The organism is Lacimicrobium sp. SS2-24 (genome assembly GCF_002201535.1).
Taxonomy (GTDB): domain Bacteria; phylum Pseudomonadota; class Gammaproteobacteria; order Enterobacterales; family Alteromonadaceae; genus Lacimicrobium.
Genome location: NZ_NIWW01000002.1, coordinates 441062 through 460204, shown reverse-complemented (window position 1 = coordinate 460204; position 19143 = coordinate 441062). Strand labels below are relative to the sequence as shown.

Below are 19143 nucleotides of genomic sequence, written 5' to 3'. Positions count from 1 at the left end.
GCGGTAAAGTTTTTTTAACAAAGATGAAATGATTGCGTGAAAACGCGAGTAATAGCGGCGATAAACAGCTTTTCAGAAGCAGTTCGGGACAGTGCTTACTAATAAGAAGAGAGGGTTATGGCAGCTTCAACTTAAGCTGATTCGCTTCAATAAAATAGAAATCTGCGTAAATAATACCGGTATCGATCTCGCTGGCTGCCGGCATGTTTCCGGTTGCAGAGGTCAGCACGAATCCGCGATGATATGCAGCTGAGGTAGTATCTGACTTGCTCAGAAAGTTTTCTGTCAGCGCTCTCATAATGGCATCTGCTTGTTCAATCACCCTTTGCTTTTCAGGCCATGCCGGATTCAAAGCAAGACGATAAAGAGCCGATGCCAGAACAGCTGCAGCGGAACTGTCTTTCGGTATTTTGCCTGTGTAACGCTGACTTAAATCGCGACCACATGGATAGAAGCTTTCTTGCACAAGCAAAGGTTCTCCTCCCTCAGATCTAAGACTTGCCAGTTGTACTATCGCTGAATCCTTTAATAATGTCGTATCCAGTCTCAATGGCCGAAAACCACGATAGGGCATAATCGCTTTTTCCAGTTGCTCAGGGCAGAGATCCTGCATAGGCGAATAAGGTATTCCGGTATCATCAATCACAAAATCTGCTGCATTATCCTGTGCCGCGATAAAATCCCAATCAGGTACTTTATGCTGCGACAACAGCACTTCCAATGTATCGACTAGTTTATGCGTATGGCGGAGAAATAAAGCATGCTGCTGCTCACTTAATGTCAATGAGGGTTGCTGCTCCAGCAGGGTAGCGAAGCCATATAATGACCAGCCCTGACCGCGGGACCAGATACTATGATTTCCCAGTCCCTGCCAGTTCCCCGGCAGCCTGAGTTCATAATCATAAAGATGATAGGCAAGCGTAAGTGACTCGCCAGAGGATGCCGTTTTAGTATAATAATGGTTATCCAGAGTCTGTTGCCCATGGCTCAGCGCCGCTAACTGATGCTCCCGCAGAGGGCTATTTAACAGAAGCTCCAGGTTCATCATATTGTCGATGATAACCGGTATCTTCCAAGGCGTGTCCAGCTCAAAAGCCTGTTGTTGAGTCCCTTTTTCACTCTGCACAGGAAACTTGATCGCATTGCGCCAGTCCCAGGAGCGAATCACACCATATTCCGGTATATAACGCTGATACAAAGATGCGCTGGCCTGTTGCAACGCCTTTTCATAGCGATGTTCGAGCAGTTCAGGCAAGTCTTTATAAGCCAGAGCTTCAGCAAAGGAGTCGTAAATAATAAAACCCAGGTCATGAGTATCTGTTCGCCATACTTCTGGGTAGAGGCGTTGCTGATGCGCCACGGCATGTCTGAACAACTGCTGTTCGAGCACCTTATCCAGCATGGACAACTCGTTACCGACAGACAGTAGTTTCCAGAACACGCCGGAATAGAAACCATTTGTCCACTTACCGGGAACTTCCATCTGAATATTATTCTGATGCAAGGCTCTGGGTGTACACAGGCTGAGCACTTGTTGGCAAAAGCCTGGAAGATTCAGGTGTTTTTCGTTTTCCACCTGCTCCATCATCTTCACATACTGGCTCAGAGCAAAGCCAAGGTTCGCTCTTGCCTGTGCACCGGTAAAGCTGTCGGCTTTACCGGAATTGACAATCACCACCAGAATGCCCACCACGCAGATACCAAACTTCGTCACAGACAGCTCCACTTTTATTTATTGGTTATATAATCCGGCCATCGTCGGCAACCATTCACTCACACCAGGTACATAGGTGACGATCATCAACACCACAAACATGGCCGCATAGAGTGGCAGCAAGGGAGGAATCACTTTAGCGATACTGCTTTTACCTACCGAGCAGCCGACAAATAATACCGAACCAACAGGAGGTGAACACAACCCAATTGACAGGTTCATTACCAACATGATGCCAAAGTGCAATGGCGTCATCCCGAGGCTTTCAGCCACAGGTAATAAAATGGGGGTAAAGATCAATACCGCCGGCGTCATATCCATAAACGCCCCTACTACCAATAGCATCAGGTTAATAACCAAAAGAATAATGATGGGGTTGTCACTGATCCCCAGCAACACTTGGGTGATTTTCTCCGGAATATTTTCATAGGCCAGAATCCATGACATCGCCGAGGACACGGCAATTAACATCATCACGATGGATGTGACTTCTGCGGTTTTCAGCAGTACCGAAGACAGCTCGCGCCAGCCGATTTGCCGATACACACCCATTGCCAGAATCAGGGAGTAAACAACAGCTATCGCGCCTGCCTCGGTAGCAGTGAACAGTCCGGAAATAATTCCTCCCATGACCAGTACAATCAGAAACAGAGCCGGTAATGCAGACCAGGTCCGCTTAATCACCTCCACAAGAGGTAATGCGGCAATAACAGGATATCCTCGGGTTTTAGCGAAAATGGCACATACGATCATCAGCGCAAGTGCAACCAGAATACCGGGTAAATATCCGGCCACGAAAAGAGCAGAGATAGACACGCCTCCGCTGGCAATGGCAAAGATAATCAGAATATTACTGGGCGGTATCACCATCCCCGTTGTTGCTGAGGCAGTGGTCACGGCAGTGGCAAAATGCCGGTCGTAACCCTTCTTTTCCATTTCCGGGATCATAAAGCTACCTATAGCACTGGTGGTGGCCACAGCTGAGCCTGAAATCCCACCAAACAGGGTACAGGCCGCCACATTGACCAGCGCCAAGCCACCTGGCAGCATGCCGATATATGCCATAGCAAAGTCAATAAGTCGCCGGGCAATGCCACCCCGCCCCATAATCACCCCGGACAATACGAAAAACGGAATCGCCAGCAGAGCGAAACTGTTCAGCCCCCCCACCATCCGTTGAGCCAGGGTTGCTAACGCGGGCATAAAATCAATGCTGAGCAACATGGTTACCAACGTTGCCAGGCCGATACTAAAAGAAATAGGTACGTTCAGAACCAACAGCAGCAAAAAAACACAAAGCAATACTGCGCCACTATATTCCACTACTGCTCCTCCTCAACGGGGATGAATAAAGCCGCCAGCGCATAGAACGCCATCAAACTTCCTGATATTGGCAGAGCAGCATAGACCCAGGCCATATTGACCTCCATTGCCGAAGAATACTGGCCAGGATCGATGGCCAGCGCCATTAAACAGATCCCACCGACAACCATCACCGCCAGCGAAAATGTCAGCACCAGAATATGAACCAACATTTCAATGCGCCGGCGCAATAGCTTTGGCAACTGATTGACCAGCAAATCCAGTCCTAAATGCGCCCCTGTCCGATAAGCATAGGCCGATCCCAGAATACCCAACCATATCAGCAAGAAACGGGCTATTTCCTCACTATAAGCACTGGGCGTTTGGGTAACATAGCGAGACAATACCTGCCAGCAGACGCAAATCACAATCGCAGCCACCAGCATCACCAGTAACCTGCTCAAGGCTTTGTCCAGCCCTGCCAGCAGCGATATCACTGACCACCTCCCATGACCTTTATACGCTTGATAAGAGGGCCGAGCGCTGTCTGGCTCAGGCGCTGATGCAAGGGCTCAACGGCCTGGTAAAAGGGCGCTTTTTCTGGACGACTTATACTGACCCCAGCCTGAGCCAGTTTATTCAGAGCCTGCTGCTCCGCTTCGTTCCAGAGCTGCCGCTGTTTGTTCACCGCATCCTTCATCGCCAGTTGCAACCATTGGCTTTCCTGTTTCGTCAGGCTGTCGAGTATATGATTGCTGGCAATAATGACATCAGGAATGGACGTATGCTCGTTGAGAGCGTAGTAGCCGGCGATTTCAAAATGCCGGGATGAGTAGTAACTGGGTGGATTGTTTTCTGCCCCATCCACTACCCCCTGCTGCAGTGCAGCATACAACTCACCCCAGCCAAGAGGGGTTGCCGCACCCTGCATGGCATCAATAAGTTGCACTGCCATAGGACTGTTCATTACCCGTATCTTCTTGCCCTGAACATCTGCGGGACCATTAACCGGAGCTTTAGTCATATAAAAACTGCGACTACCTGCATCCATATATGCCATGCCCGTAAATCTGGCTGAACGGGTTGCATGGAGAATGTCCTCTCCGATTGATGATTCCAACACCTGCCATCGGTGTTGGTCTGAACGGAATAAATAGGGCACACCGAAGACCTTCATTTGTGGCACAAAACCTTCGAGAGAGGCCGCTGACACTTTGGTCATGGCCAGACTGCCGATCTGTAACAACTCGACCATGGCCCGCTCTGAACCCAACTGACCATTGGGATAAAGCTTTATCTGCATTGTTCCGCCTGAGTAGTGTGCCAGCCTCTCTGCCATATACTCTAACGCCAGATGAACAGAATGATTCGTGTCAAGAGTATGTCCCACCCTTAATATCCGGGTGGAATCTTCTGTTTTGCAAGCTGATAAGGCCACCAATACAATGCTGAATAAAAATGGCTTCAGTGAATACATCTCTGCTTCCCGAAATCTGGCAGTAAAAATAACAACAAGCTGTTAACGTATCTCTGCAGGGCCGTATTTGTCCATATCATCATAATCCAGATTTTCGCCCGCCATCCCCCAGATAAAGGTATAATTGGCGGTACCTGCACCACTATGGATGGACCAGGAGGGCGAAACCACAGCCTGTTTATTGGACATCCAGATATGCCGGGTTTCTTTGGGTTCGCCCATAAAATGGCAGACGGCTTGATCTTCGGGAACATCAATATACAGATACGTCTCCATACGGCGATCATGCTGGTGCACCGGCATCGTATTCCAGATACTGCCTGGCTGCAGGCATGTCATACCCATTTGCAACTGGCAGGTATCTACCACCCCATTGATGATCATCTGATTAATAACGCGCTCATTGCACGTCTCTTTAGAACCCAGTTCCAGCACCCGGGCCTGATCACGGCCAACCTTTTTCACCGGATACTGTGCATGAGCCGGAGCCGAATTCAGATAAAACTGTGCAGGATGGGTTTCATCTGCACTCTCAAACAATACCCTTTCGTTACCGGCACCGACGTAGAGCGCTTCTTTTTGTCCGATTTCATATGTCTGACCATCGACTGTCACTCTGCCCGCGCCACCCACATTGATCATACCCAGCTCTCTGCGAGACAGGAAATAGGGGGCTTTCAGGGGGTCAATACTATCAAGTTCTAATGCCCCTTTTACCGGCACCGCAGCGCCAACGATAAAGCGGTCATAATGGGTGTAAACCAGTTTAATTTTGTCTTCGACAAACAATTCCGAGAGCAGGAAGTTATCGCGAATTTGCTCTGTACCAAAGCTCTTAAACTCATTATGCCCGACCGCATACAATACTTCATAATCTACCATGATGATGGTCTCCTGATTGATTCTAGCGTGCCAGCCAGCCGCCATCGACGGCTAATACATGGCCATTGATATAGTCACTACCCCGGGAGGCTAGAAAAATGACTGCACCGCTTAGCTGCTCCGGTTCACCCCAGCGCCCGGCCGGAATGCGTTTTTCAATTTCCTTATTGCGCTCGGGATCGGCCTGTAAGGCCGCTGTATTGTCTGTGCGGAAATACCCCGGAGCAATCGCGTTAACCTGCACATTTGCGCCAGCCCACTCGTTCGCCAGCGCTTTAGTCAGGCCTACAATGGCATGCTTGCTGGCAGCATAGGCAGGTACGGTAATACCGCCCGTAAATGACAACATGGAGGCGATATTGATTATCTTTCCGCTGCCACGTTCGACCATGTGTTTACCGATAATCTGACTCAGCAGGAAAGGCGCATCGATATTCACATCCATCACCTGCTTCCAGTCGTTAAAGGGATAATCCACCGCCGGACTGCGCGCTATCGTACCGCCATTATTGACCAGAACATCGACTTGTCCAGTAACACTCAAAGCCTGTTCTGCCAACGCGATGACCTGTTCAGGCTGACTTAAGTCAGCAACCAGTTCATGGCTCTGGCCTTTGAATTCTGAAATCGCGTTACGGGTCGCATCGCAACCGCCTTGTTTAGAGCTTGAACAAATTACTGTTGCCCCTGCGCTGGCCAAACCAATTGCCATGGCCTGCCCCAACCCGCGACTGGCCCCGGTGACCAGTGCCGTCTTACCTACTAAAGAAAAAGTACTCTCTATCTGGCTCATCATGCTTAAGCCTCATTATCTACCAGTCTAATATGACTTATGTTGTATGTCTTCATACAACATAACATCTGTTAACTCCGTGTCAAGAACCTATTGCCGATTTAAACCGACAACATCTCTACCGTTAATCCGTTACCCGCTTGCGCTATATAGATATCAGCCTGTAAGCCAAATTTGTCAGGGTAGATTTGCTCTATAAGTCGACAGAGCTCTTCCACCTGATGGTGAGGACACAAGCAAAGAATTGCGCCTCCGAAGCCACCACCCGTCATACGGGCAGCGCCAGTGTTTCCGAGGAGATCATCACAAATTGACACCAAGCCATCCGTGGCAGGCACTGTCACTTCAAAATCCTCACGCAAAGACCGATGAGAGGCTCGCATCAACTCGCTCATTTGCTGTATATCGCTATCTTTTAGAGCGCGATGGAAATCAATTACCCGATGGTTCTCACTGATCACATGCCTGGCCCGCGCAAACTGATTGTCTGTCAATAACGAACGGTGCCGTTGCAGCATGGGCAAAGTGGCATCTCGCAGTGATTTCAGTCCCATAATACGAGCGGCGTCTTCACAATCCTGACGCCTTTGGTTGTATGCACTGTCCACCAGCTTTCGAGGGACATTGGAATTGATAACCAGTAAGGAAAGATGTTCTGGCAGGGGGGCAAAATCGGTACTGAGATCCGCACAATCGATGAGAACCGCCTGACCGGCTCTGCCGGTTGCAGACACCAATTGATCCATAATGCCGCACTGACAATGCATGAATTCATTTTCGGCCTGCTGGCCGATGAGTGCCATCTGTTCTGGCGTCAGTTCGCATGACAACGCCGCATTGATTGCACCAGCAATCGACACTTCTAATGCGGCCGACGATGACAAACCGGCCCCTTGAGGTACATTGCTGGCAATGGCCAAATCCATCCCTCGCAAGCGATATCCACGACGCTGAAAGGTGGCAAATACGGCTCGCACATAATTGCCCCACTGGCATTCACCCGGCGTAACTACCTTTGCCACACAAAACTGATCCGACTCCCCGGGATAGTTATGAGAAATGACGCGAACCTCATTGTCATCTCTGAGTCTATAGGCCGTCTGGGTGCGAAATTGCAGTGCAACCGGATAGACGAAGCCATTGTTAAAATCCGTAAATTCACCGATCAGATTAACCCGTCCGGGCGCGCTGGCAATGCCTTGAGGAGCAGTTTTGAAATACCTTTGGAAGGCCTGCCCGACATCGGATTCAGTCATGACCCTCCTCCTTGTAATGAGTAAGCGGAAGCTGGCGAAGTACTGCTGCCGCCTTCTCCGGGGTCAGATCCCGCTGACTCTCGGCCAACATCTCATAACCCACCATGTGTTTTTTGATCGTGGCTGAACGTAACAACGGTGGATAAAAATGTGCATGCAATCGCCAGTGCCGGTTATCCTGACCGGTCGCAGGTCCGTTGTGCCACCCCATAGAGTAGGGAAAGCGGCACCGGAAAAGATTGTCATAGCGGGTAGTGATATTTTTCAGAATAGCGGCCAGGTCATGCTGTTGTGCCTGATTCAGTTGTGTAAAATCACTGACCTCGGCGCGAACGATCAGCAATATCTCAAATGGCCAGGCAGCCCAGTAGGGCACGACGGCCAGCCAGTTTTCATTCTGCTCTACAATCCTGTTCTGCTGGTCAAGCTCCCGCTCTATATAGTCACCCAGCAGTGAGCGACCATGTTGCCGGTAATATCCGGCCTGATGCACATCCTCCCGCTCAACTTCAGTGGAAAGATGATGGTGGGCCCATATCTGCCCGTGAGGATGCGGCTGTGAGCATCCCATCATTTCACCCTTATTCTCGAAAATCTGTATGCAGGCGTAGTCCTGACTCAGCGCCTGATACTGGCTTTTCCAGGTAGAAACGACATGAGTTAACTCATCTAATGATAGCTCCGGCAGCGTTTTATCGTGCCTCGGAGAAAAACAAATAACTCTGGCACAGCCTTGTGATGATTCGGCCTGCAACAGATCATCTTTTGCGCTCATGATTTCCGGTGAGTCGGGCAGCAAGGCCGCAAAGTCATTATTAAACACGAAGGTATTGGTGTAGTCCGGGTTCACCTCACCGTTCGCCCTTTCTACTTTGGGGCAGAGCGGACAGTCCTGCTCATAGGACGGTAAGTGAGGCTCTGAATGACTTTCCAGAGCCCCATTCCATGGCCGGTTATTGCGATGAGGCGAAACCAATACCCATTCACCACTCAGTGGGTTTCGCCGCCGATGTGGAAATTCCAGGTTCTTCATAACCACTCCTAAATACCCTCGGGATAATTTGATTGCCAACGCCAACTGTCACCAAGCATGGTTTTAAGATCACGTTGCGCATGCCATTCCAATACCTGCCTGGCTAAAGCCGGTGAAGCGACAGATACTGCTACATCACCGGGACGACGATGTGTTATCGAGTATGGGACGGACACGCCAGTCACCAACTCAAACTCTTTAAGCACATCCAGTACAGAGGCGCCGTTACCTGTGCCCAGGTTAAACGCATGAAACCCTTGCTCACTAAACAGCCGATCCACTGCCTGCACATGACCTTCGGCCAGATCCATCACATGCACATAGTCACGCACACCTGTGCCATCCGGTGTGTCATAGTCATTGCCATAGATATAGAGTTTTTCTCTGTGTCCTGTCGCCGTCTGGGTCACATATGGCATCAGGTTATTTGGAATACCGCTTGGATTTTCGCCAAGCAAGCCGCTGGGATGTGCTCCAACAGGGTTAAAATAACGAAGTGCAATGGCCAGCCAGTCAGCATTTGCTGAACACTGATCGCGCATTATCTGCTCCACCATCAACTTGCTCCACCCGTAAGGATTGGTCGGCGCTTTGCTATGATTCTCATCAATAGGAAGATATTGCGGCACACCATAAACCGTTGCCGATGAACTGAATACCAGACGCCGGACACCAGCATTCTGCATCTCAGACATCAGGGTGGCGCTGTGACAGACGTTATTCTGATAATAATTCAGGGGCTGAGCGGTAGATTCACCCACCGCTTTGTAAGCCGCAAAATGCAATACAGCCTCTATTGAAAAATCCGTAAAGCATTGTCTTAACGCCAAAGCATCGCCCACATCCGCTTGGATAAAACTAAACCGCTTGCCACAGATTTTCGCTAGCTGGTCCAATACAACAATGCTGGCATTACTCAGGTTGTCATAAATGACCGGTCTGTAACCGGCCTGATGCAAGGCAATACAAGTGTGACTCCCCACATATCCCAGCCCACCGGTAACCAGAACATCAATGGAACCTCTATTCGTCATCGTTACCACCACGTAAAATAAAATGCCGCCACGAGAACACATACACCCACAGCACTAAGGTTGAAACCGGGACCGGTGTGGAAGCTGACTGGGTGTGACGCATTGGGCTCTGTGGTCTGATTTTTATGTAACAGTGAAACCAATACACCTGTGATCAGACAGAGCACAAACACCAGCCCCACTCTGTCCATAAAAGGCAGGGCCGGCCAGGCCAGCTTAAATATGAGAGACATCAATGCAGATCCGAGCGCTGCGGCTAACGCACCATTGGCGGTAGCACGCGGCCAGAACATGCCCAGTAAGAACAACACCACAATGCCCGGTGTAAAGAAGCCCGTGAATTCCTGAATATATTGAAAGGCCTGGTCAAATTGACCCAATAGCGGCTTCGCCGTCAGCAGTGCCAGAGTCAACCCAATCAGACTGACAATACGCCCCACCTTCACATAATGATGTTGTGAACGGCCCGGTACCCGGTGCTGATAGATGTCCATGGTAAAAATCGTCGCGATACTGTTGCTCATCGACGCGACCGATGAAACGATAGCCGCCACTAAGGCGGCAAAAACCAGTCCTTTTAGTCCCTCAGGCATCAGCGTCATCAGTTGAGGATAGGCCTGATCCGGCCTATCCAAGCCAGGCACCAGAATCACTGCGGCCACTCCAGGTAAAACCACAATCACAGGCATCAGTATCTTTAGGAAAGCGGCAAAAACGATGCCTTTCTGGCCTTCTTCGAGGCTGCGGGCGCCCAGAGCACGCTGAATAATGTATTGATTGAAGCCCCAATACGACAGATTCATCACCCACAGACCACCCAACAATACCGAAAGGCCTGGCAAGTCAGCATAATGAGGACTGTCTTCAGATAGAATCATGTCAAACTTGGCAGGTACCTGATTGGTCAGCGCACTGAATCCGGCCAGCACACCCTGTCCGTCACCAATCAGATTTAACGCCGTATAAGTTAAGAACAGACCTCCAGCCACCAGCAATATCACCTGAATAATATCCGTCAGCGCGACTGCTTTTAGTCCGCCATAGAGAGAGTAAGCGACGGAGAAAAGTGCCAGGAAGACCATGGCTGCGACCATATTGATACCCGTAATGGTGTGAATGGCCAAAGCCCCTAACCACAGGATTGCGGTCAGATTGACAAACACGTAAACCCCCAGCCAGAAGATCGCCATCAGGGTCCTGACCCTGTGGTCAAAACGCTGTTCGAGAAACTGTGGCATGGTATAAATTTGCCGCTTCAGGAAAATGGGTAAGAAGTACTTGGCGACGATAATAAGTGTAATTGCCGCCATCCATTCATAAGAGGCGATGGCCAGACCGATCTGATAACCCGATCCTGACATGCCTATGATTTGCTCTGCCGAAATATTGGCAGCAATTAAAGATGCGCCAATGGCCCACCAGGGCAAGGACTTGCCAGCCAGAAAATAGTCATTCGTATCTTTATCATGGCCCTCTTTCTCTCGTGACACCCACCAGGCAAGCCCAATCAGCCCCATCACGTAGATGCAAAAAACACTGATATCCAACACAGTTAATTGCATGTTTTCTTGCTCCGTATCATGACAATCAAGTTAAAAGACATCATCTCATCTGACAACTAAAAGCGGGTTAAAAAAATGCCCCACCCAGGTGGGGCAACGTCAGGGAGACTAATTAGTCCGGTTGTACACTTTTAAGACTGAAGCTGTACTGGTATTCCCTCTGGCTCAGTGTGTAAGGTGGTAACATCGGCGTCTGCCAGCTATCCACACCACCCACGCCCATCTGGCCGAAATCAACATTGACGCTGACCAGCTCCCTGGGCTCCAGTTCGCCGGAATGATAATTCTGGCGGACCATGCCAGGGTCTAAATCTGCAATACGATAATGCAGCGCACTGAAATCAAAAGTTGGTCTACCCACTATGGCAACACCCTGGCCGTGCTGATTAACCAGCTTTGCCCAACGAACCCCAGTTTTATAACCACTTTCCTGGGGGCGTATATAGGGATGGTATTGTTCTTCCACTGTACTTTGATACAGACCCACATGGGCGCTGTAATGGCGATCCTGATAATTCTCATGGGGACCACGACCGTAAAATCTGAGTTGGTCAAACTCCTTAAACAATTCCAGATTGAGACCCACTCTTGGGATCATCGGAATGTCGTCATTATGCAGCGTCAGGGAATAGTCCACCTGCACATCACCAGCGCGATTCACGCGGTAATCAATGGCAACATCAGCTTCTACATCCGGCACAGCGAAGCGGGTTTTAAATCCAATATCGCCATTGTCGTAGCGAACCAGAGATGCGTTTTCCAGTGTCTGACGCTCCGAGGCAAGCTTCCATATCCGAAGCTTGTCCTGTAAACCGGCACCAAAGTCATTATCATTCGGGGCACGCCAAAAGTTTATCATTGGAGCCTGTTTAAGTAGTTCCTGGCCATGAGAACGCCAGCCAGCCAGTTGCCCACGCAATTTAGAAAAGCGCACTTCAAAATCCTGCCCGGCCACTGTCGCAATTCGCTCCGTGTCATACAGCTTCAGCGCGGGTAAATCATCGTAACTGGATTGCTCCCTGGCCAGCTGAAGAACCGGCAGCTTAAATTGTTCTTTAGCCACTTCATGTCCCTGCTCCAGTAACGGCAGAGACTGTTTGGTTACCACACTTAAGTTTAAGAACCATTCGCGGTGATCTTCATCCTCAATGTCATAGTCAAGTTCCAGTGTCCGCGATTGCTGAGGGCCAAGTTTAAGCTCTTCAACGCGACCGCTTTGGATCACTTCACCATCCGCCTGTACCTGCCATACCAGTTGATAGTCGCTGAGGTCCTTGAAGAAATACTCATTAAACAGTTCAATCTCACCGTCTTCCAAATCCTTGGCGGTAAACTGAATATTTTGATGGACTTTTTTGACCTCATACAGTGACGGGTGAGGCTGGCGATCCGGATTCACCAGACCATTGAGCAGGAAGTTACCATCGGATGGTGTTCCAGGGGGGCCATAATCACCACCATAGGCAAAGAAGGATTGGCCCTTTTCATTGGTCTTGCGCAAGCCCTGATCGACCCAGTCCCAGATATAGCCACCCTGCAACATGGGGTACTGACGAATATAGACCCAGAAGTCGCGGAAGTTACCCACACTATTACCCATGGCATGGGCATACTCGCTCATGATCATGGGCCGGCCATCATTGCTCTGTGCAAAGGCTTTCAGATCTTCAGGCCTGGGATACTGCGGCACATACATGTCCGTATTCCATTGATTGATAGCGCGCTCATACTGGATTGGCCGAGTCGGATCCCGCGCATCTACCCAGTCATAGGCATGGAAAAAGTTGTAACCATTACCGCCCTCATTGCCCAATGACCAGACAATAACCGATGGATGATTCTTATCCCGCTCCACCATCGCTTCAATACGGGCCAGATGGGCCTTTTTCCAGGCGGGGTTGTTACCCAGGCTTTCGCCACGGTCAAGGCCATAATAAAAAGCATGAGACTCGATATTGGCTTCATCGATGACATAAATACCGTAGCGATCACACAACTCATAAAAATAGGGATCATTAGGATAATGGGCCAGACGAACAGCATTGATATTAAACTGTTTAAATAGCTGAATGTCTTTGAGCATGCTTTGACGACTGACCACCTGCCCGCTATCCGGGTCGTGCTCATGACGATTCACGCCCTTGATCAGCACCGGTTTGCCGTTTACCAGCAACTGTGCATTCTCGACTTTTACATCCCGAAAGCCCAGATCCCGCTTAACCAGTTGCTGCAACTGCCCCTGGGCATTGTGTAATCTCAGTTCAAGTCTGTAGAGGTTGGGAGTCTCCGCGCTCCAGACATTTACATCAGCAATCTCTGCATTAAACTCATAATCTTGGTTACCCTTTGCGACATCATAGTCTTGGGATGACTGCCACAACACTTTGCCTTGCTGATCCAGTAATTGCGCCTGAAGCAGCCCTTTGGCCTTTTCCTCAGTTAAATTCTGTATGTCTACTGACAATGCTAACTGCCCGTCAGTGTAGTTATTGGTCAGGCCCCCTTTGGCGAAGTAATCCTGTATACGCTGCTGCGGAGTGGCATACAGATAGACATCGCGGGTAATTCCCGATAAACGCCAGAAATCCTGATCTTCGAGGTAACTGCCATCACTCCAGCGCAGAACTTGCAAGGTAATCTGATTATCGCCAGACTTCAGGTAAGGCGTGATATGGAACTCCGCCGGCGTCTTACTACCCTGGCTGTACCCCACGCGCTGACCATTTACCCAGACATAAAATGCTGATTTGACCGCACCAAAGTGTAGGAACACCTCTTTGCCCTGCCAGTCTTTATCCAGCACAAATCCCTTTCGATAAAGGCCTGTCGGATTGTTATGCTCCTGAATAAACGGCGGATTCTTCTCAAAAGGCAAAGGGATATTCAGGTAAATGGGAATACCATAGCCCTGTACCTCCCAGTTGGATGGCACCTCAATACTGTCCCACTGAGAATCGTCATAACCAGAGGCATAAAAGGGCTTACCTTGCTGATCCAGCGTCGCTGTCAGTGACGGCTTTTCCAGCCACTTGAACTGCCAGCGACCATTCAGATTCTGGTAATTAGCGGCCTGCTCAGGGGCTTTCTGCGCATCCTCCTCACTGATGAATGGAAAAAAACTGGCGCGCGGTTCTAGCTTGTTGAGCTGAATCACATTCTGATCCTGCCAATGAGTCGGGTTAGGCCCCTCACTTGCCAGGACTGCGGCTGAAAGGATAACGGCAGAGGTTAAGATTGTTTGCAGAAACTTAGTCATGTGCTTGCTCCCTGGCTTTATCTTCCTCTAACAATCGATACAACTCCGTACCAGTCAGCAGAAACGCCCCCACTGCATAAATCTGAGAATCGTCTTCATCCACCGACTCTGGTGATGCCGCAATTTGTTGTACCCATCCAAGCTTGCCATCGGGTTGAATGGCACTTTTAAGGCCTTGCCAGGCCGACAGCAACACTGGCATATAGGTGTTTTTATCCAACACGCCCTGATTGATACCGGAAGCAAAAGCAAAGGCCATCAATGCCGTACCACTGGTTTCTTTGTAGGGCTGCGTTTCAGGTGCCAGTACTGACGGTCGCCAGAATCCATCAGGCTGCTGAGCACCGGCCAGACGCGCCATCAGTTTCTTGAAAATGTCCTCATAGCGAGGTCGCTCAGGATAGTCGGCGGGTAGCTGTTCCAATATCCTGGCCAGGCCTGCGGCTACCCAACCCACACCCCGGGCCCAAATGACTTTCTCTCCATTGGGTTCGCGCTTGTCAAAAAATCGGGTGTCACGGAAAAACAGGTGATCTTCTTCATCCCAGAGCAAATCTACTGTTTCCCAGAATTCCTGATTGGCAAAATCACGATAGCGCTTGTCGCCGGTTACATTGGCCAGATGAAACCACACCGGCGGCCCCATAAAAAGTGCATCGGCCCAGCACCAGCGGTTTTTGCAGGGTACGTAGCTAAAGTCCCGACCATCAAAGTAATCAGCCATCAATTCGCCGGTGAACTGAGATTTCTGAGTAACGCGCTCGAAGCGAAGATCCACTGTTGGCGGGGAGTTCAGGATCTGGTCAAATATCACCTGCAACGGAGTGATCATCGCCGGATCCTGATATTTTTCATACAAATCCAGATATAACTGGCCGATGGCATAGTCATCAGCATTGTAGATACGCGGGGCAAAAAGGTAACCACTGCGTTTGGCAATGCGTTTTAGACGCTCAAGGTGCTCATCATTGCCTGACTCCTGAGCTAAGCGGGCATAGCGGGCCATACCAACATAAAAAGCCGCATATACCCAGCCCTGCGGGTGACTGTCTCCCGATGAAGGAGACATATGTGCGGACTCATCGTAACCTACAAACTGATTCAGGTTGGCATCAAACTGCTTCCACTGCCAGTCCGATACCGTTTCCATTGTCTCGATCAGGTTTGCCTGATTTAAGTTTATTGTCTGAGCAGGAGCAGAATGACACCCGCCCACGACCAGAAGACTGATGATGCTCGCGGCACGAATTTTACGACATACAAAAATGAACCCGGCTGTGGCATTGCTCATATTAATCCTCAAAACTACTTGTCAGTCTTCATACAACTATATTTAAAAAACACTTCAGTAACAACACTTACATATTATTTATTTTCCACCTAATAATTAATATTGTTTTTATTCAACAATTTAAGAGATATAAGTCTTCATACATGTGATATTAAGTTGAATGATTTTTAACCTCATGTTAACAATTAAGAGACCTTTGAAAATGGAAGACCTTCTATTCTTGCGGAACAATATCGCTGGACGCCCTATTGCTCCCCCTAAATACAACGGAGCGAAATATGATAAACACAAAATTCGAGCCAGGCGTACGGATATGGCTCAACATAAAGCCGGTTTTATTATCTTTGCTGTTAACTTTTCTGCTGATTTACAGCCATCAGTCAGCGGCTCAAAGTAGCGAAATTGCCACACTAAAGACCCGCCTAATACCCGACTTTATCAGTGATGAACAGCAGCGGGCAGAAGAGGACAGCACCACTATCAGTGTTCTGGCTGCGGACTATTACAACAGTCAGCAATCCAATGGCAGCTGGAGTGATATCGACTACACGGATATCTCACGCTCAGAATGGGCGCCATCAGAACACCTGGCAAGGCTTAGAACAATGGCCGCCGACTACTATCAGACACCGACATCCGCCAAGTTGTCTCAGCTGTCAGATGGCATTGACTACTGGTATCAGGTTAATCCTGTCAGCGACAACTGGTGGTGGGGAGATATCGGCAAACAGAAATACCTTGGCCCAATAGGGTTGATACTCGAATCACAACTCCAACCGTATCAAAAAGCCAATATCCTGAGTGATTTCCCTACTACACCGTCAATGACAGGTGCGAACCGAACAGACATATCGCAGTCAGTCATTTACGGCGGCTTGCTGGATAATGACGGCAACAGAGTGCAAGCCGGCATTGATGGTATTGGCGACAGCATTGTGCAGACAACAGCCGAGGGCATCCAGCCGGATAATTCCTACCATCAACACGGACCACTGCTGCATAACGGGTCCTATGGCAAGGTGTTGCTGGGCAGTTCACTTTACTGGGCGTATCAGGTGCGCGATTTACAGTGGGCTTATCCGCAAAGCAAAGTGAATATTATCACAGACTATTTTCTTGATGGTGATCGCTGGATGACCCGCCATGGTCGCATGGACTACAGCACCGGCGGCCGTTCCATATCCCGTCCTGGCCCGCTGATGCTCAGTAATGACACCTTGCTAAAGCGCATTGATTATGTAGAGGCCCTGGTACCTGCCCGAGCAAGTGAAACCCAGGCGTTCCGCGCTCATGTCAATGGCGGCCCCTCGGGATTGGATCAGTACAAGCATTACTGGCGCTCCGACTACAGTATCAACGCCCGCCCTGAGTACCTTTTTAGCGTACACATGAGCTCGAACCGGGTCCGCTCCAGCGAAACAGGCAACGGTGAAAATCTGCTCGGCTTCTGGCTTGGTTTGGGAAACACCTTCTTATACCAGAGTGGTCAGGAATATCGGGATATTTTCCCGGTGTGGGACTGGACAAAGCTACCCGGCGTCACCGGCCCTGCCTATGAAGGCCCCAGCAGCAGTTGGGGTGAATCACCATTACACAATTCAACTTTTGTGGGCGGAGTGAGCAGTGGCGATGCAGGTATCAGTGTAATGAAACTGGATATTCTCGCAACCCGGGCTAACAAAGCCTGGTTTCACTTCGAAGATATGATCGTAGCTTTGGGCAGTGATATTAACTCCACGCATGTTAATGACGTGTTCACTACCGTTGAGCAGAATCTGCTTGATGGTGACGTCACGGTTGATGGCAGTGCACTGAACATCGGGACTCATAACCTGACCAACGCTGGTTGGGTACATCATAAAAACGTAGGTTATCTGTTTCCCAACGACTGGTCCGGTACTGTCAGCCTGCAATCCCAAAATGGCAGCTGGAAACGCATCAACGAAAGCAAGTCTGACTCACTCATAAGTAAAGACGTGTTTAAACTTGCGATCGCCCATGGTAATCAGCCTGCATCAGATGATTATGCCTACATTATCCTGCCGAACGTTTCAGTTAGCGAGACCCAAAATGCGGCTCAATCCTCTGGCATCGACATCCTGGTAAATAACGAATCACTGCAAGCCGTCTACCACCAGAATACTCAAACAACTGGGATCGTCTTTTATCAGCCTGGTAGTCTGATACTGCCAGGCGGTGAAACCATCAGTGTGACTCATTCCAGTGCCGTTTTGATTGACCAGAGCCTCAGCACCCCGTCAATCATGCTCGCCACACCAGGGAGTGGCGGTATGGATGTGGGGATATGCTGGACCGATAACAGCGGGCTAACGCAAAAAGAGCTGGTTGCCATGCCCGGTAGCACGGCCGATCTGGGTCGTGGTCAACCCGTGACATTTGACGGAACTACTGGTGAATGCTCGGCCACGCCCGCTATATTACCCGCCCATGATGCTTATACCCGGGATGGCAGTTATGCCGACACCAACTATGGGAACCGTTCCTATATTGCAGTTAAAGACAGCGTCAGTGGTTTTCAGCGGGCGGGGTTTTTACAGTGGGACCTGAGTCAACTGGCGAACACATCTCTCCAGTCAGCCAACCTCAGGCTACACATTCGCAACAGTGATGCTGCCTCTATTAAGCTGTATGCAAGCGCTGATAACTGGGAGGAATTGTCGCTAACCCACAACACGGCACCGAATAAAGGCGTCTTGCTTGCCCAGCCAGGCATAAGTGGCAACGATCAGTGGCTAATGCTGGATTTAACCAGCTATATCAACAGTGAACTTGCCTCTGACCAGACGGCAAGTATTATCATCGAAGGTGGTGACCCTGAATCCTACACCGCCATTGACAGTAAAGAGCACAGTAGTTCACCTCAGTTGCTGATCACACCAATGGCATTACTGCCTAGCGAAGATGCCATGGTTAGAGATGGTAGTTACGCTAATGATAACTACGGAAGCTGGTCATATATGGCAACGAAGCCAAGTAGCAGCGGCTTCAATCGCAAAGTATTGATGCAGTGGGATCTCAGTAAGTTAAGTACAGACAATGTCAGTCAGGCCCAGCTTAAACTGCATGTGCGCAACACGGATGCCGCCACAACCCTGAACCTGTATAAAACCGGCGACGGCTGGAACGAACAAAGCCTGAGCTGGAATACGGCCCCGGCTAGTGGCTGGCTCTTTGCGCAGCCCGCTGTATCCGGCGATAACCAGTGGATAACAGTGGATATTACTGATTTTGTTAATGCTGAGCTGGCGGGTGACAAGCATCTCAGTTTTGTTATCGAGGGCAGCGATGCGGAGGTTTACACCGCCATTGACAGCAAGGAGGATAACAATCAGCCACAGATTGTGATCGGTCTCTGAACTTACTAGTGGCCATGACTGCCCCGGCTTGTCCGGGGCTTTTTTGTGACTATCGTCAGGTTTAATCACACTGTCTGAATGTCATTAATACACGGGCATTAAAAAGAAATAAAAAAGCCTCCACATGCGGAGGCTTTTTCAGGTAGCTCTGGTGCTCGTTATTAAA

The 19143-nt window shown here is 49.7% G+C and carries 13 protein-coding genes; 1 reads left to right on the top strand and 12 read right to left on the bottom strand.

The features are described from left to right. Positions 1–115 precede the first annotated feature (115 nt). The 12 genes from CCY32_RS05845 to CCY32_RS05790 form a co-directional block, all read right to left on the bottom strand. The gene (locus CCY32_RS05845; RefSeq protein WP_141096180.1) at positions 116–1714 is read right to left on the bottom strand and encodes a hypothetical protein; all 1599 of its coding nucleotides are present in this window, start codon (positions 1712–1714) and stop codon (positions 116–118) included. A gap of 18 nt (positions 1715–1732) precedes the next feature. Then, entirely contained in the window at positions 1733–3037 is a 1305-nt protein-coding gene (locus tag CCY32_RS05840; protein WP_088329646.1) for a TRAP transporter large permease, read from the bottom strand. Further along, positions 3037–3513 carry a TRAP transporter small permease gene (locus tag CCY32_RS05835; protein WP_210401686.1) on the bottom strand — a complete coding sequence of 159 codons (477 nt, stop codon included), beginning with the start codon at positions 3511–3513 and terminating at the stop codon, positions 3037–3039. Before CCY32_RS05835 ends, CCY32_RS05840 begins: the two co-directional genes overlap by 1 nt. After that, positions 3510–4493: a TRAP transporter substrate-binding protein gene (locus tag CCY32_RS05830; RefSeq protein ID WP_088329645.1), complete on the bottom strand. Its 984-nt coding sequence runs from the start codon at positions 4491–4493 to the stop codon at positions 3510–3512. Before CCY32_RS05830 ends, CCY32_RS05835 begins: the two co-directional genes overlap by 4 nt. Before the next feature lie 42 nt (positions 4494–4535). Further along, positions 4536–5375: a 5-dehydro-4-deoxy-D-glucuronate isomerase gene (gene kduI / locus CCY32_RS05825; RefSeq protein ID WP_088329644.1), complete on the bottom strand. Its 840-nt coding sequence runs from the start codon at positions 5373–5375 to the stop codon at positions 4536–4538. A 22-nt stretch (positions 5376–5397) separates the two neighbouring features. Then, on the bottom strand, positions 5398–6171 hold the full coding sequence (gene kduD, locus CCY32_RS05820; RefSeq protein WP_281492503.1) for a 2-dehydro-3-deoxy-D-gluconate 5-dehydrogenase KduD: 774 nt from the start codon (positions 6169–6171) through the stop codon (positions 5398–5400). 98 nt (positions 6172–6269) lie between these two features. Beyond that, positions 6270–7424 carry a galactokinase gene (galK, locus tag CCY32_RS05815; protein WP_088329643.1) on the bottom strand — a complete coding sequence of 385 codons (1155 nt, stop codon included), beginning with the start codon at positions 7422–7424 and terminating at the stop codon, positions 6270–6272. Further along, complete coding sequence (locus CCY32_RS05810; RefSeq protein ID WP_088329642.1) at positions 7417–8457, bottom strand: UDP-glucose--hexose-1-phosphate uridylyltransferase; 1041 nt, start codon at positions 8455–8457, stop codon at positions 7417–7419. The genes galK and CCY32_RS05810 overlap by 8 nt, the downstream gene beginning before the upstream one ends. 8 nt (positions 8458–8465) lie before the next feature. Next, positions 8466–9473 (bottom strand): UDP-glucose 4-epimerase GalE, encoded by a 1008-nt coding sequence (gene galE, locus CCY32_RS05805; protein WP_088329713.1) that lies wholly within the window; start codon positions 9471–9473, stop codon positions 8466–8468. 20 nt (positions 9474–9493) lie between these two features. After that, complete coding sequence (locus CCY32_RS05800) at positions 9494–11053, bottom strand: sodium/sugar symporter (protein WP_088329641.1); 1560 nt, start codon at positions 11051–11053, stop codon at positions 9494–9496. A 112-nt stretch (positions 11054–11165) separates the two neighbouring features. Continuing rightward, on the bottom strand, positions 11166–14309 hold the full coding sequence (locus CCY32_RS05795) for a glycoside hydrolase family 2 TIM barrel-domain containing protein (RefSeq protein ID WP_088329640.1): 3144 nt from the start codon (positions 14307–14309) through the stop codon (positions 11166–11168). Then, positions 14302–15600 carry a glycoside hydrolase family 88 protein gene (locus tag CCY32_RS05790; protein WP_088329639.1) on the bottom strand — a complete coding sequence of 433 codons (1299 nt, stop codon included), beginning with the start codon at positions 15598–15600 and terminating at the stop codon, positions 14302–14304. The genes CCY32_RS05795 and CCY32_RS05790 overlap by 8 nt, the downstream gene beginning before the upstream one ends. Before the next feature lie 278 nt (positions 15601–15878). Between CCY32_RS05790 and CCY32_RS05785 the strand changes: the two genes are divergently transcribed. Continuing rightward, positions 15879–18977: a polysaccharide lyase family 8 super-sandwich domain-containing protein gene (locus CCY32_RS05785; protein WP_088329638.1), complete on the top strand. Its 3099-nt coding sequence runs from the start codon at positions 15879–15881 to the stop codon at positions 18975–18977. Positions 18978–19143 lie beyond the last annotated feature (166 nt).

What these genes read in the sequence shown, in the direction of transcription:
- kduI (WP_088329644.1), bottom strand. Translation starts at nt 5,375, where the DNA reads ATGGTAGATTATGAAGTATTGTATGCGGTCGGGCATAATGAGTTTAAG.
- CCY32_RS05810 (WP_088329642.1), bottom strand. Translation starts at nt 8,457, where the DNA reads ATGAAGAACCTGGAATTTCCACATCGGCGGCGAAACCCACTGAGTGGT.
- CCY32_RS05795 (WP_088329640.1), bottom strand. Translation starts at nt 14,309, where the DNA reads ATGACTAAGTTTCTGCAAACAATCTTAACCTCTGCCGTTATCCTTTCA.
- CCY32_RS05790 (WP_088329639.1), bottom strand. Translation starts at nt 15,600, where the DNA reads ATGAGCAATGCCACAGCCGGGTTCATTTTTGTATGTCGTAAAATTCGT.
- CCY32_RS05785 (WP_088329638.1), top strand. Translation starts at nt 15,879, where the DNA reads ATGATAAACACAAAATTCGAGCCAGGCGTACGGATATGGCTCAACATA.
- CCY32_RS05800 (WP_088329641.1), bottom strand. Translation starts at nt 11,053, where the DNA reads ATGCAATTAACTGTGTTGGATATCAGTGTTTTTTGCATCTACGTGATG.
- kduD (WP_281492503.1), bottom strand. Translation starts at nt 6,171, where the DNA reads ATGATGAGCCAGATAGAGAGTACTTTTTCTTTAGTAGGTAAGACGGCA.
- CCY32_RS05830 (WP_088329645.1), bottom strand. Translation starts at nt 4,493, where the DNA reads ATGTATTCACTGAAGCCATTTTTATTCAGCATTGTATTGGTGGCCTTA.
- galK (WP_088329643.1), bottom strand. Translation starts at nt 7,424, where the DNA reads ATGACTGAATCCGATGTCGGGCAGGCCTTCCAAAGGTATTTCAAAACT.